Consider the following 12,210-nt stretch of genomic DNA (forward strand, 5'->3'; position numbering starts at 1 on the left):
CGATATATAGACGGAATCGCCACATATGCGCAATATACTGCTCAATACAGCCTCCCCCGCCTTTATTCTGGACGACACTTCGTAATGACGCCCCCTCCACATCGCAGCCTGGCCTCCACCCTGTACCCGGTTGCCCTGCTATTAATAGCCATGGCCTCCATCCAATCAGGAGCTTCCCTCGCCAAAAGCATGTTCCCGGTAGTGGGCGCACAGGGCACAACAACGCTACGACTCATTTTTGCCAGCCTCATCATGGTGTTATTGCTACGCCCCTGGCGCGCCAAGCTCACCGCCCAATCCCTGCGCACCGTGATCGTCTATGGGATGGCCTTGGGCGGTATGAACTTTCTTTTCTATATGTCGGTTCGTACCGTTCCACTGGGTATTGCCGTGGCGCTGGAATTTACCGGACCTCTGGCAGTCGCCATTTACGCCTCGCGCCGGGCAATCGATTTTCTGTGGATCGCCCTGGCAGTCGCTGGCCTGCTTCTGCTTATACCGACCGGAGCGACCAATGCCGGTATCGACCTGCTTGGAGCCGGCTATGCGCTGGGCGCAGGTGTTTGCTGGGCGTTGTACATCCTGTTTGGCCAGAAGGCCGGCGCGGACAATGGTGTGCAAACCGCCGCACTGGGGGTGATGATCGCAGCCCTGTTCGTCGCACCGATTGGCATTGTGCACGCGGGCGCCGCACTGCTCACACCAAGCCTGATTCCAATTGCCATCGGCGTCGCTATCCTGTCTACGGCCCTGCCCTACACCCTGGAAATGATTTCTCTGACCCGAATGCCAGCCCGCACTTTCGGCACTCTGATGAGCGTCGAACCGGCAGTCGCGGCCCTGTCAGGGCTGGTCTTTCTGCAGGAGTACTTGTCCTTGGCCCAGTGGTTAGCCATTACCTGCATCATCCTCGCGTCGGTCGGCGCAACGCTGACCATGGCTAACACCGCGAAGCCTGCCGTCGCGGCAGATTGAAGCAGGATTTAACGAAGGTCTGGTATTTGCCACGCATTTAGGCCATGTTTAGACCAGTAACCCAGTGTCAGACATGGATTTTTTCATACAGGACGTCATGAACGCTTCAAGCAAGAGCGAACACAATCGTACGTGGACACAAGATCCACGACGATTATAAGGACGGGAATGAAACGAATTTTGATACTGATCGCCGTACTTGCAGTAGCGGGCTGTGCGGCGACATCGAAAACTGAAGTCAAGCGCGGTAAAAAAGGTCTGCACATCAACTGCTCCGGCCTGTCCTCATCCTGGGACCAGTGCGCCGCCAGCGCCGCCAACTCATGTGCGCCCAAGGGTTACAAGGTCATTGCCAAGTCTGGCGACGTCGTCGAGGAACCCGGGGATTATCTCTTCGGGCTCAACCCCGCTGGTTATACCAGCCGCAGCATGATCGTCATCTGTAAATAGGCCACGTCAGTCGAGCCCTTGCTCGGCCATTCGGCGCCTTATTTCCTCGTGACTGGACTTGAGGACGTCACGCTGGACCTGCGGCGTGACCAGCATCCGCGCAACAACCAACGCTCCCACGCACTGAGACAGGATGGCCCAGGCCAGACTGTCGCTCCCCAATATCCGCGCCCAGGCTTCGTGCAAACGACAAATCCACGTTTGCGCCGCCTCCCTCACCTGGACATCCGATCGCGCGATCTCGGCACCCAGCACCGGCAACGCACACCCTGCTTCGGGTTGCTCAACGTGGCTCATGCTCAAGTACTGCTTGAGGCAGCGCTCCAGCTTCATTGAGTCCATGGCACCGTCTCCACTCAGACGATCCAGGCTTTGGGCCAACTCCCGCTCAACAATGGCCTTGAAAAGCTCATCCTTGGATGAGAAGTGGCTATAGAACGCACCGCCGCTCAACCCGATCGCCTTCATCAGACCATCGACACCGACCGTGGAGAAACCCGACTTTTTGGCAGAGACGGCGCTGCTGGCGAGCAGTTTCTCGCGGGTTTCCATTTTGTGATTGGCTGAATATCGCATGGTCCTGCCCCTGATTGCTCACCTTGACGCTTGCCGGATCTTAGCATAACGTCCGTTTAGTTAACGATCGTTTACCAATGAGGCTGACCATGAATAACAAGAAGGTCGTACTGGTTGTCGGCGCAGGCGATGCCACGGGCGGAGCGATTGCCAAACGCTTTGCACAGGAAGGTTTTATTGCCTGTGTTACCCGTCGCAGCGCCGACAAACTCGAGCCTCTGGTGGCTGCAATCCGCGCCCAAGGCGGCGAAGCCCACGGGTTTTCCTGTGATGCGCGTAAAGAAGACGACGTGATCGCACTCATCGAGCAAATCGAGAACCAGATCGGCCCGATCGAAGCCTTTGTGTTCAACATCGGCGCCAACGTCCCCTGCAGCATCCTCGAAGAAACCGCACGCAAGTATTTCAAGATCTGGGAAATGGCCTGTTTCTCAGGCTTTCTCAATGCACGGGAAGTGGCCAAGCGCATGGTCAAGCGCCAGCGCGGGACGATCCTGTTTACCGGGGCAACGGCGGGATTGCGCGGCGCTTCGGGGTTCGCTGCATTCGCGGGCGCCAAACATGGCATCCGGGCACTGGCCCAGAGCATGGCCCGTGAGCTGGGACCGATGAATATTCACGTGGCCCATGTGGTGGTGGACGGCGCCATCGACACCGACTTCATCCGCGATAATTTCCCGGAGAAATATGCCACCAAGGATGAGGACGGCATCCTGAACCCTGAACACATCGCCGACAATTACTGGTACCTGCACAGCCAACCCCGCGACGCCTGGACCTTCGAGCTGGACCTGCGCCCTTGGAACGAACGCTGGTAAACCCTCCCCTCACAACAACAAGAGAGCAGATCCCATGAGCAAATCGGTGGAGTTTTACTTCGATCTCGGCAGCCCGACCACGTACCTGGCCTACACCCAGTTGCCGACGCTGTGCGCGCAAACAAATAGCCAGCTGATCTATCGCCCGATGTTATTGGGCGGCGTCTTCAAGGCCACCGGCAATGCATCACCGGCAACAGTGCCGGCCAAGAACCCTTACCTGTTCAAGGATCTGAATCGCTTCGCCAAACGTTACGGCGTGGCCTTCCAGTTCAATCCACACTTCCCCATCAATACACTGCAACTGATGCGCGCGGTGACTGGCATGCAGTTGCGCCAACCCGAACGCTTCGAGGCCTTCATCGATTGCCTGTTCCGCGCCTTTTGGGTGGACGCCCGCAATCTCAATGACCCCGCGACTGTCGCAGCGGTCCTGAACGAAGGCGGTTTCGATGCCGACTACGCGCTGGCCCTGACGAACGACGAGCAGGTCAAGCAAGCACTCAAGACCGCCACTGAAGAAGCCATCGGACGGGGCGTGTTCGGCGCCCCGAGCATGTTTGTCGGCAATGAGCTGTTCTTCGGCCAGGATCGGCTGGACTTCGTCCGTGAAGCCCTCGCCTGATCCTCTACTTCAAATGGCCATCGTTCGCGTGTTGAGCCATTGCAGCGCATCGCCGTCCAGCAACGGGCTCAAGCGACGCTGAACCTCGGCGTGATAGGCGTTGAACCAGTCTTTTTCGTCCTGGGTCAGCAGCGAAGGTTCCAGGCAGCGGGTGTCGATCGGGCACAGGGTCAGGGTTTCGAACTCAAGGAACTCGCCGAACTCGCTGCTTCCGGCTTCGCGGTTCAACACCAGGTTCTCGATGCGCACACCCCAGCGACCGGGACGATAAGTGCCCGGTTCGATGGAGGTGATCATGCCAGCCTGCATCGCCGTTTGTGGCGCGGCAGCAGCTTGATAGGCAATCACCTGCGGGCCTTCATGGACATTGAGGAAATAGCCGACGCCATGGCCGGTGCCGTGGCCGTAATCCACCTGCTCCGCCCAGATCGGTGCGCGGGCGATGGCATCCAGCAACGGCGAAAGAATCCCCCGCGGGAATTTGGCCCGGGACAGGGCAATCACGCCCTTGAGTACGCGTGTGCAATCACGTTTCTGCTCAGCGGTGGGTGTGCCGACTGGCACCATGCGAGTGATGTCAGTGGTGCCCCCCAAGTACTGGCCGCCGGAATCGATCAGCAACAGACCATCACCTTCGATGACCGCATGGGCTTCTTCCGTGGCGTGGTAATGAGGCATCGCGCCATTGGCGTTAAAAGCGGCGATGGTGTTGAAACTCAGGGAGACGAAGTCCGGCCGTCGCGTGCGAGCGGCGGTCAGGTGTTCGTCGATGGTCAACTCGGTGATGCGCTCGCGCCCCCAGGCCCCTTCCAGCCAGGCGAAGAACTCACAGAGCGCCGCGCCGTCCTGATCCATGGCCCGACGGATGTGCTCGGCGTCGGCCAGGCTTTTGCGGGACTTGGCCAGCGTCGTTGGATTGAGACCTTCGACCAGTTTCACGCCGCTGCCCAGATTATCCAGCAAGCCGACCGTCACCCGCGCCGGATCGATCTGCAGGCTCGCGCCGTCCGGCACTTCACGCAACGCGGCGGCGGCTTCGCTGTAATCGCGCAGGGTCACGCCGTCCTGTTCAAGCGCGGCACGCAGCGATGCGTCAACCTTGTCCAGGGCCACGAACAGCGTTGCCTGTTGCTGGCTGATCAAGGCAAAGGAGACGAACACGGGGTTGAACGATACATCCGCGCCGCGCAGGTTGAACAACCAGGCGATGTCATCCAGCGTGGCGATGAAATGCCAATCGGCACTACGCTCCTTGAGGGATTCGCGCAGCTTGGCGAGCTTCTCGACACGGCTGACGGTCGCCTGGGGAGGCAAATGGGCATAGACCGGCTGATCCGGCAAGCTTGGGCGATCAGTCCAGATGTCCTTGAGCAGATCGATGTCGGTGCGTAACCGCGCGCCGCGTTCCGCAAGCTTGCCGCCCAGGGTGCGGGCCGACGCCACGGCCATGACCGCACCGTCGACCGCAACCACTGCGCCTTCAGGCGTTTGTTCGGCCAGCCAGTCCAAGGGGCCAGGCTGGCCGGGAATGAGCTTGACCAGCTCGATTCCACTGCCCTCCAGCTCCTTGGTGGCCTGCTCCCAGTAACGGCTATCGGCCCAGACGCCAGCGAAACTGCCGGTCACGATCAAGGTACCCACCGAGCCGTGGAAGCCCGACAACCATTGTCGCCCCTGCCAATAACCCGGCAGGTATTCAGACAGATGCGGGTCGGCCGATGGCACCAGCAGCGCATGAATGCCCTCTCGGCTCATCAGTTGGCGGATTTGGGCCAGGCGCTGGGGAACCAGTCCATGGGGCAAAGGCTCGGTGCTCATTGTTTCTCCTGCTCATTGATATTGTTGTTCGATGCCGAAGGCGGCTTATGGGGTCGTGGCCCAGAACGCCGGCGCAGTCGCGCACGCCGCCTGGATCAGCCGCACCGCCTCGTCGACATCCTGCTCGGTGGTAAAGCGGCCCAGGCTCAAGCGAATGGTCCGCCCCGCCGCACGCGCATCGTGCCCCAAGGCCAGCAGCACGTGGGACGGGGTGTTCTGCGCCGAGTTGCAGGCCGAGGTCGCGGAAAATGCAATCGATGCACCCAATGTCGCCGGGTTGAACTCACCTTCGTTGAACGTCAGGCTCAGCGTGTGGGGAATCCGGTGGTTCGCACTGCCGTTTAGACACACACCGGGCAAGGCCAGTAGCGGTTCGAGCAAACGATTGCGCAACCGGGCAATTTTAGCGAGTTCTTCTTCGAATGCTCCGGCTGCCAGTTCGAATGCGGCGCCCATGGCTGCGATCTGATGGGTCGCCAGGGTCCCGGAGCGCAAACCGCCCTCATGCCCGCCGCCGTGAATTTGCGCCGACAGCCTTGGCCGGGCATGGTCGCCAACGTAGAGCGCCCCGATGCCCTTGGGGCCGTAGATCTTATGCGCGGAAAAAGACATCAGGTCCACCGGCCAGCGAGACAGATCGATCTGCACCTTGCCAGCGCCCTGGGCTGCGTCCACATGAAACAGCGCACCGTGCTCGCGAACGCTCTCGCCGATGGCGATGACGTCGTTGACGGTGCCCAACTCGTTGTTTACCAGCATCAGCGACACCAGGAACGTGTCTTCGCGCAACGCCTCGCGAACCGCTTGCGGGCTGATCAGGCCTTCGGCGTCCGGCGCCAGCCAGGTCACCGCGACGCCGCTCTCTTGGAGCTGGCGCGCCGTGTCGAGAATCGCCTTGTGTTCGATCAGGCTGGTGATGACATGGCCGGCGGAACCACCACGCGCCTGGGCCACCCCTTTGAGGGCCAGGTTATTGGATTCGGTGGCACCGGACGTCCAAACGATCTGTTCGGGTTGAGCACCCACCAATTGCGCTACCTGCTGGCGGGCGCGCTCCACCGAGCGCCGGGCCTCCTGGCCGAAGGCATGGGAACTGGAAGCGGGGTTGCCAAAATTGCCGTCAAAGCCCAGACACTCGACCATGACCCGGATGACCCGTTCATCCACCGGCGTGGTGGCGGCGTAATCGAAATACAAAGGACGTTTATTCATAGGAAACTCGCAGAGCCTGTTCCAGGATCAGGCGCCCTCGTTGGGTTCGAGACTAGCAATACCTGATCAAAGACCTTAAAGAAGTCGGACTTCGTTTAAAAGTGCGTAGGAACGCTCCTGAACAGCGAGCTTAGCAGGCATCGCGGCGAAGCTCAGCCCTCAACTGATGCTTTCGAGCAACAACGGATACAGCGAAGCGACCAACAGCAGCGCCATGCCCCAGTTGAACATGCGCAACCAGCGACGATCACGCAACAGGTTGCGCAACAGGCTCCCGCACACTACCCACAGACTCACGCTTGGCAGGTTGATCAGCGCAAATACTGCCGCAATCACCAACACGTTGAAGAAATAACCCTGGAGTGGCGTGTACGTGCTGATGGCACCAATGGCCATGATCCAGGCCTTGGGATTGACCCATTGGAACGCCGCTGCGCCCCAGTAGCTGATCGGCGTATTGTCTCCCGGCTGGCTTTCCGAAACCGGACCGGAGTGGGCTATTTTCCACGCCAGGTACAACAAGTACGCCGCGCCGATGTAGCGCAGCGCGGTATAGAGCAACGGATAAGTCTGGAACACCGCGCCCAGGCCAAGGCCCACCGCCAGCACCAGGGAAAAGAAGCCACAGGTAATACCCAGCATGTGGGGGATGGTACGGTTGAAACCGAAATTGACTCCCGAGGCCAACAACATGGTGTTGTTAGGGCCAGGCGTGATCGAGGTCACCAGGGCAAACAGGGCGAAGCCCAGCAGCAGGTCAAGCGAAAGGGTCATGTCAGGTCAGTCCATCAGGGGCGGTCAGTCAAGTCATGACCCTACCCCACGCCTTGGCGCAAACCCACGGACAGTTGGGCAAAACTTTAAGCGGTACAGTCCCTCAGCTTGACCGGCCTGGCTGTTGCACGACCCGCTCGGCGCTCATCTGGCCCTGATCGTCGAAACCCACGTTTTTCTGCGACGAACCGAGCAGCTCGGCTTTTTTCGCGTGGTACTCATCGAACGAGAGACCTCGACGATTCAAGGCTTCCAGGGCCAGTTCGCGGGTCTCGTCGGCGGTGTAGGGGCGCAGCTCCGGGGAGGAACTGGCGCAACCGCCCAAGAGGGTAGCGGTCAACAGCAGCAAAACAGCAAAGGTACGGTTCATGGCGAGTGTCCGGTGTTCTGGAGTTGGGCGATGAACAAAGGCTACCCGCCAGCCCTGCGCGGCAGAAATCAACCCTCTCGATAGTGGCTATTGCCTTTGCGGATCAGCCGCAGCACTCAGTCGACCAACTGGCAATGCAGCGCGTTGTCCAGGCTGCGCTCGATGTTGCGCAGCACCTGGAACGAGCCGAACGTCACGGCTTTGGCTCGGTGAGCCTGGATCAGCCGCCAGAAATCCTGTTCGCCACTTTCGAAGCTTCGAAGGGCCGCCTCGCCTGCTTCGCGGGTTTGCCACTGCAAATAATTGAGCACGCGCCGACCATCCTCGCTGGCCTGGATACTGGCACTCAGAAACCCCCGGTGGTCCCGAGCCAGGCGCTCGGTCTGTTCCGACAAGGCCGTGACCAGCGCCTGCTGCCATTGCGGCTCGATATCGAATTCCATCAACTGGGTGAAACTGTGATTGTTCCTTGGTGATTGCATGAACGGTCCCCTCTGCACGTAAGGCGGATCTTGCGATCCGAACGCGTGCAGGGTAAAACCTCAAGTTAACTTGAGGTCAAGCAGTGAATTGAAGCGATGACGCAGATCGATGTCCACAAGGAACTCACCGTCGGCCAAGTGGCCGCCCGCAGCGGCGTGGCGGTCACGGCCCTGCACTTCTATGAATCCAAGGGGCTGATCAAAAGCACACGCAACCAAGGTAACCAACGTCGTTACTCACGGGCAGTATTGCGCCGCGTGGCGCTGATCAAGGTTGCCCAGCGCCTGGGCATTCCGTTGGCGGAAATCGGCGAGGCGTTGAAAAACCTGCCGGACAACCGTGCGCCAACGGCCGCCGACTGGCAGACCTTGTCGGCGCAGTGGAGCCGGGACCTGGACGAGCGCATCAACCAGTTGATGGCGCTGCGTGATCGACTCAACGGTTGCATCGGCTGCGGATGCCTGTCGATGGACGCCTGCCCGCTGCGTAATCAGGGCGACGTGCTGGGCAAACACGGGCCTGGGGCTCACCTGTTGGAACAGCCGTGAAGCGTTCGTCGGGACATGGGCCCATCCAAAGTGGCTGACCTATAGTGGATGGGCGCAAACCGACGAAGACTCTCTTCGCCTCCCATAACAACAAGGAGAAACGTCATGGGCGTCAAAGCCATTCCCGAAGGTTTCCATAACATCACGCCCTACCTGGGCATTCAAAAAGCTGCCGAAGCCATCGACTTCTACAAAAAAGCCTTCAATGCCACCGAGGTCATGCGCCTGGCCATGCCCGACGGCGGCATCGGGCATGCCGAACTGCGGATCAACGGTTTTGCGATCATGCTCGGCACGCCTTGCGATCAAGGCCCGCTGAGCAGCCCGGACCGTTCGCCATCGGTCGGCCTGCATTTATATGTCGAGGACGTGGACAGCGCATTCGCCCAGGCCATTGCGGCCGGCGGCACAGTGATTTCCGAGGTCAAGGATCAGTTTTACGGCGATCGTACCGGCACCTTGAAAGATCCCTATGGGCATCTGTGGTTCCTGGCGACGCACAAGGAAGATCTGAGCCAGGAACAGATCGAGCAACGGGCCAGGGAGATGTTTCAACAGCAAGGCTGACTTGCCCTTGCTCCCGCGGGGTTAGGCCCCGTAGGAGCTGTCGAGTGCAACGAGGCTGCGATCTTTCCCCTAACACTTGAGTCTCAAGCGAAAGATCAAAAGATCAAAAGATCAAAAGATCAAAAGATCGCAGCCTTCGGCAGCTCCTACCTCGCGAAACATTTTCTTTCATCTTCCTCTTCGGGATTTCGATCGCTCGTTCGTCTTAATTAGATGCAGCAGTCCGCGTCGGCAAAAGCCACGGTCTGCCTTTTTGGGTTCACGGTGTTGCGAAGCCCGTAATACCGAACCTTTCATCGAATCAAGACGTTCAATCATGTCGAAGAAGTCCCGCTCCAAACTCTGGTTCCTGGTCCATAGCTGGCTGGCATTGCCCATCTGGTTTTTCGTGCTCATCGTTTGCGTCACGGGCACCCTCGCAGTGGTCAGCCAGGAGATTGTCTGGCTGGTCAACCCCGAGATGCGCGCCAGCAAACCCTCGGACGATGCCCAACTGCTCAGCTATGACCAGGTGATCGCCGCGATCAAGCACGCCCAGCCGCAAACCCAGGTGCAAAGCATCGTCCGCCCGGACGAGTCGCATTTCGCGCTGGAGGTCGGCGTGACCTATCCCGACGGACGTCCCGACAAGGTCTACGTCAACCCTTACAGCGGCGTCATCCAAGGCTCAGCGCCGACGTTCAACTTCAGGGGGTTTACCCGTGCCCTGCATGGCTGGTGGCTGGTGCCGTTCACCAATGGCTACAGCTGGGGCTGGTACCTGGTGTCATTGTTGGGGCTGCCGTTGCTGGCCTCGTTGGTGACCGGGCTGGTGGTCTACAAGCGCTTCTGGAAAGGCTTTTTCCGTCCGACGCTGCGGATCCGCCACGGCGCGCGGATTTTCTGGGGGGATTTCCACCGGCTCAGCGGCATCTGGTCGATCTGGTTCGTCGCGGTGATTTCCATTACCGGCATCTGGTTCCTGATCGAGGCCCTGCTGTCGGACAATCAGATTTCCATTTCCAGCGCGCCAGTCATTCCGGTGGTGGCGCGTGAAAGCGTTCCGCTGTCGGCCGATGGTCTTGCACCGCCGCAACTGGACCTGGACCGGGCCATTGAAATCGCCCGGCAACGCATCCCAGGCCTGGAAGCAAGTTTCATCAGCCTGCCCGGCAATGCCTACAGCCATCTGGAAATTGGCGGTCGCGGTTGGTATCCGCTGATGTTTCAGACCGCCACCATCAATCCCTACAACGGCGATGTCGCTGCCTCACGGCTGCTGTCGGACCGCACGACACTGGAGTTCGTCACCGAATCCATGCGCCCGTTGCACACCGGCGACTTCGGCGGCCTCTGGATCAAGCTGATCTGGTTTTTCTTCGGCTTGATCCTGAGCATGATGGTCCTCAGCGGGCTGCTGATCTGGACCAAACGCACAGCCCTGGCCACCGCCAATGCCCTCAAGCGTAGCCACAAACCCTCCCGTGAAACCCGCATCGCGCAGGCGTTGCAGCCGTCGATCCAGCGTGAATCGTCGGAGGGCAGCCTGTGAATCCGTCCAATACTGCTTCATCACCGTCACGCCTGAGCCTGTTCTGGCATAAATGGCGCTTCCACCTCAACGTGCTGTTGTTGCTGATCCCCCTGGGGTTCATGCCCAAGTATTTGTCCGAAGCCGCACTGTTTCGCGGTGACGCAGGGCTTGGCGAGCGGGACGTCGGCGAAGTCCAGGTCGGCCCCTGGAGCCTGCGCCTGGCGGAATTTCGCAACGAAGCCCCACGCGTCCAGGGACCTGCCGGGCCCATGAAGCATTTCAACGCGGCCCTGTGCGAACGCTGTATCGACCAGGTCAAGGCCACCTACCTGCGCATCGGCAAACCCCGCAGCCTAAGGGCCGCCGGGGTGATTTTCTTCGGCTCGCCCTATCGCATGGGCGCCTTGTTGCCGGTTCCGCCAAAGACCCAGCCCAATGCCGAACTGTGGATAACCCTCGAGGGTTGGGACGGTTCGATGCACCAGGCCTCCATTCCACTGAGCCAGGCCTCCCCGGCCACCGTCGCCTGGCTGAAGAACCAAGGACCCAAACCATGACCCTGCGCGTCTTATCCAACGGCCTGGCGTTGCTGTTCTGTGCAGGTGCAAGCACCAGCGCCCTGGCCCACAACCCGATATGCGAATGCAAGGCCATCGATGCCGAACAAATCCAATGCACCGGCGGCTTTTCCGACGGCAGCGGCGCGCCCGGAGTGACCCTGGATGTGATCGGCTATGACGAGACCATCCTCGTCCCGGGCAAGCTCGGTGCCGACTCGAAGCTGACCTTCAAGAAGCCGGAAGCTGAGTTCTACGTGCTCTTCGACGCCGGCCCCGGCCACGTTGTAGAAATCGACCAAGCCGACATCGAGGCCCCATGACCAACGCCACGACTCAAGTCATACGCCCCGCTGGTGCGGGCCATGAAACCCTGTATGTGTTGCTGCTGTGCCTGGTCATCGTGCTGGTCGCCGGGTCTGTGGTGGCCTGGCATGGCAAAGCCGAAGACATCACGCGCCTGGCCTCGAACCAACTCGACGCCCGCCGCGACCTCAGTGCCGCCGAGCAAGGCATCTACGCCGATTTGCGGGTGACCCTGGATGAAATCCGCTTGCAGCGCGAAGACCAACCCACCCTGCCCAGCCCGCAGACCCTGGCCGAAGAAGGCTTCGCGCCGTTCGCCCAGGACGCGAGTGCTGTCAGTCGCGGTGGCCACGCCTGGCAACAGCTGCAGGACCAGGCCTACTTCGGCGCCAGTGCCAATTCGTCCGTCGCCGGTTCCTTTCTGATGCGCATCGGCGAAGCGTCCGACGCCGCCCCGGACATCTGGCTCAACCGCAGCAATGGCCTTGCGATGCCCGGCGCGCTGGACGACGCCGCTTTGTCCGCCGCCGGCTGGCAACAGATCGTCGCGCAATTCGATGCCGGCGTAACCCGCCAGCACCGGCACTGACCCCACGCCTTCATTCAAGAGAAGACCGT

General features: G+C 60.3%; 16 protein-coding genes. 10 read left to right on the forward strand and 6 right to left on the reverse strand.

What is annotated here, in order from left to right; all coding sequences use genetic code 11:
• Positions 1–84 precede the first annotated feature (84 nt).
• Complete coding sequence (gene rhtA, locus GFU70_RS19420) at positions 85–975, forward strand: threonine/homoserine exporter RhtA (protein WP_058546360.1); 891 nt, start codon at positions 85–87, stop codon at positions 973–975.
• Between the two features lie 168 nt (positions 976–1,143).
• A complete protein-coding gene (locus GFU70_RS19425; protein ID WP_058546361.1) occupies positions 1,144–1,425 on the forward strand; it encodes a hypothetical protein in 282 nt (93 codons plus the stop codon).
• A gap of 6 nt (positions 1,426–1,431) precedes the next feature.
• Here GFU70_RS19425 and GFU70_RS19430 read toward each other — a convergent pair whose 3' ends face one another.
• Positions 1,432–2,001 carry a TetR/AcrR family transcriptional regulator gene (locus tag GFU70_RS19430; protein WP_058546362.1) on the reverse strand — a complete coding sequence of 190 codons (570 nt, stop codon included), beginning with the start codon at positions 1,999–2,001 and terminating at the stop codon, positions 1,432–1,434.
• A gap of 89 nt (positions 2,002–2,090) precedes the next feature.
• Here GFU70_RS19430 and GFU70_RS19435 point away from each other — a divergent pair, with 89 nt between their 5' ends.
• Positions 2,091–2,819: an SDR family oxidoreductase gene (locus tag GFU70_RS19435; protein WP_058546363.1), complete on the forward strand. Its 729-nt coding sequence runs from the start codon at positions 2,091–2,093 to the stop codon at positions 2,817–2,819.
• 34 nt (positions 2,820–2,853) lie between these two features.
• Entirely contained in the window at positions 2,854–3,444 is a 591-nt protein-coding gene (locus tag GFU70_RS19440; RefSeq protein ID WP_116641652.1) for a 2-hydroxychromene-2-carboxylate isomerase, read from the forward strand.
• Positions 3,445–3,453: 9 nt separating this feature from the next.
• Here GFU70_RS19440 and GFU70_RS19445 read toward each other — a convergent pair whose 3' ends face one another.
• From GFU70_RS19445 to GFU70_RS19465, 5 genes are all read right to left on the reverse strand, one after another.
• Positions 3,454–5,262 (reverse strand): aminopeptidase P family protein, encoded by a 1,809-nt coding sequence (locus GFU70_RS19445; protein WP_153388664.1) that lies wholly within the window; start codon positions 5,260–5,262, stop codon positions 3,454–3,456.
• Between the two features lie 45 nt (positions 5,263–5,307).
• On the reverse strand, positions 5,308–6,474 hold the full coding sequence (locus GFU70_RS19450) for a cysteine desulfurase family protein (RefSeq protein ID WP_153388665.1): 1,167 nt from the start codon (positions 6,472–6,474) through the stop codon (positions 5,308–5,310).
• A 159-nt stretch (positions 6,475–6,633) separates the two neighbouring features.
• Positions 6,634–7,248: a LysE family translocator gene (locus tag GFU70_RS19455; protein ID WP_116641650.1), complete on the reverse strand. Its 615-nt coding sequence runs from the start codon at positions 7,246–7,248 to the stop codon at positions 6,634–6,636.
• Between the two features lie 103 nt (positions 7,249–7,351).
• Positions 7,352–7,618, reverse strand: a complete 267-nt coding sequence (locus GFU70_RS19460) for a hypothetical protein (protein ID WP_018600280.1) — start codon at positions 7,616–7,618, stop codon at positions 7,352–7,354.
• 116 nt (positions 7,619–7,734) lie between these two features.
• Positions 7,735–8,100, reverse strand: coding sequence for an antibiotic biosynthesis monooxygenase (locus GFU70_RS19465; RefSeq protein WP_153388666.1), 366 nt, complete (start codon positions 8,098–8,100; stop codon positions 7,735–7,737).
• Between the two features lie 96 nt (positions 8,101–8,196).
• Between GFU70_RS19465 and soxR the strand changes: the two genes are divergently transcribed.
• The 6 genes from soxR to GFU70_RS19495 all read left to right on the forward strand — a co-directional run bounded on the left by soxR (position 8,197) and on the right by GFU70_RS19495 (position 12,181).
• On the forward strand, positions 8,197–8,649 hold the full coding sequence (soxR, locus tag GFU70_RS19470; RefSeq protein WP_058546369.1) for a redox-sensitive transcriptional activator SoxR: 453 nt from the start codon (positions 8,197–8,199) through the stop codon (positions 8,647–8,649).
• Positions 8,650–8,754: 105 nt separating this feature from the next.
• Positions 8,755–9,216 (forward strand): VOC family protein, encoded by a 462-nt coding sequence (locus GFU70_RS19475; RefSeq protein WP_116641647.1) that lies wholly within the window; start codon positions 8,755–8,757, stop codon positions 9,214–9,216.
• 316 nt (positions 9,217–9,532) lie between these two features.
• The gene (locus GFU70_RS19480; RefSeq protein ID WP_116641646.1) at positions 9,533–10,747 is read left to right on the forward strand and encodes a PepSY-associated TM helix domain-containing protein; all 1,215 of its coding nucleotides are present in this window, start codon (positions 9,533–9,535) and stop codon (positions 10,745–10,747) included.
• On the forward strand, positions 10,744–11,286 hold the full coding sequence (locus tag GFU70_RS19485) for a hypothetical protein (protein WP_058546372.1): 543 nt from the start codon (positions 10,744–10,746) through the stop codon (positions 11,284–11,286). Before GFU70_RS19480 ends, GFU70_RS19485 begins: the two co-directional genes overlap by 4 nt.
• Positions 11,283–11,609 carry a hypothetical protein gene (locus GFU70_RS19490; RefSeq protein WP_058546373.1) on the forward strand — a complete coding sequence of 109 codons (327 nt, stop codon included), beginning with the start codon at positions 11,283–11,285 and terminating at the stop codon, positions 11,607–11,609. Before GFU70_RS19485 ends, GFU70_RS19490 begins: the two co-directional genes overlap by 4 nt.
• On the forward strand, positions 11,606–12,181 hold the full coding sequence (locus tag GFU70_RS19495; RefSeq protein ID WP_153388667.1) for a DUF6162 family protein: 576 nt from the start codon (positions 11,606–11,608) through the stop codon (positions 12,179–12,181). Before GFU70_RS19490 ends, GFU70_RS19495 begins: the two co-directional genes overlap by 4 nt.
• Positions 12,182–12,210 lie beyond the last annotated feature (29 nt).

Source organism: Pseudomonas brassicacearum (assembly GCF_009601685.2).
Lineage (GTDB): Bacteria > Pseudomonadota > Gammaproteobacteria > Pseudomonadales > Pseudomonadaceae > Aquipseudomonas > Aquipseudomonas kilonensis_B.

Coding starts and splice junctions, on each gene's coding strand:
- rhtA (WP_058546360.1), top strand. CDS start 85: ATGACGCCCCCTCCACATCGCAGCCTGGCCTCCACCCTGTACCCGGTT.
- GFU70_RS19425 (WP_058546361.1), top strand. CDS start 1,144: ATGAAACGAATTTTGATACTGATCGCCGTACTTGCAGTAGCGGGCTGT.
- GFU70_RS19430 (WP_058546362.1), bottom strand. CDS start 2,001: ATGCGATATTCAGCCAATCACAAAATGGAAACCCGCGAGAAACTGCTC.
- GFU70_RS19435 (WP_058546363.1), top strand. CDS start 2,091: ATGAATAACAAGAAGGTCGTACTGGTTGTCGGCGCAGGCGATGCCACG.
- GFU70_RS19440 (WP_116641652.1), top strand. CDS start 2,854: ATGAGCAAATCGGTGGAGTTTTACTTCGATCTCGGCAGCCCGACCACG.
- GFU70_RS19445 (WP_153388664.1), bottom strand. CDS start 5,262: ATGAGCACCGAGCCTTTGCCCCATGGACTGGTTCCCCAGCGCCTGGCC.
- GFU70_RS19450 (WP_153388665.1), bottom strand. CDS start 6,474: ATGAATAAACGTCCTTTGTATTTCGATTACGCCGCCACCACGCCGGTG.
- GFU70_RS19455 (WP_116641650.1), bottom strand. CDS start 7,248: ATGACCCTTTCGCTTGACCTGCTGCTGGGCTTCGCCCTGTTTGCCCTG.
- GFU70_RS19460 (WP_018600280.1), bottom strand. CDS start 7,618: ATGAACCGTACCTTTGCTGTTTTGCTGCTGTTGACCGCTACCCTCTTG.
- GFU70_RS19465 (WP_153388666.1), bottom strand. CDS start 8,100: ATGCAATCACCAAGGAACAATCACAGTTTCACCCAGTTGATGGAATTC.
- soxR (WP_058546369.1), top strand. CDS start 8,197: ATGACGCAGATCGATGTCCACAAGGAACTCACCGTCGGCCAAGTGGCC.
- GFU70_RS19475 (WP_116641647.1), top strand. CDS start 8,755: ATGGGCGTCAAAGCCATTCCCGAAGGTTTCCATAACATCACGCCCTAC.
- GFU70_RS19480 (WP_116641646.1), top strand. CDS start 9,533: ATGTCGAAGAAGTCCCGCTCCAAACTCTGGTTCCTGGTCCATAGCTGG.
- GFU70_RS19490 (WP_058546373.1), top strand. CDS start 11,283: ATGACCCTGCGCGTCTTATCCAACGGCCTGGCGTTGCTGTTCTGTGCA.
- GFU70_RS19495 (WP_153388667.1), top strand. CDS start 11,606: ATGACCAACGCCACGACTCAAGTCATACGCCCCGCTGGTGCGGGCCAT.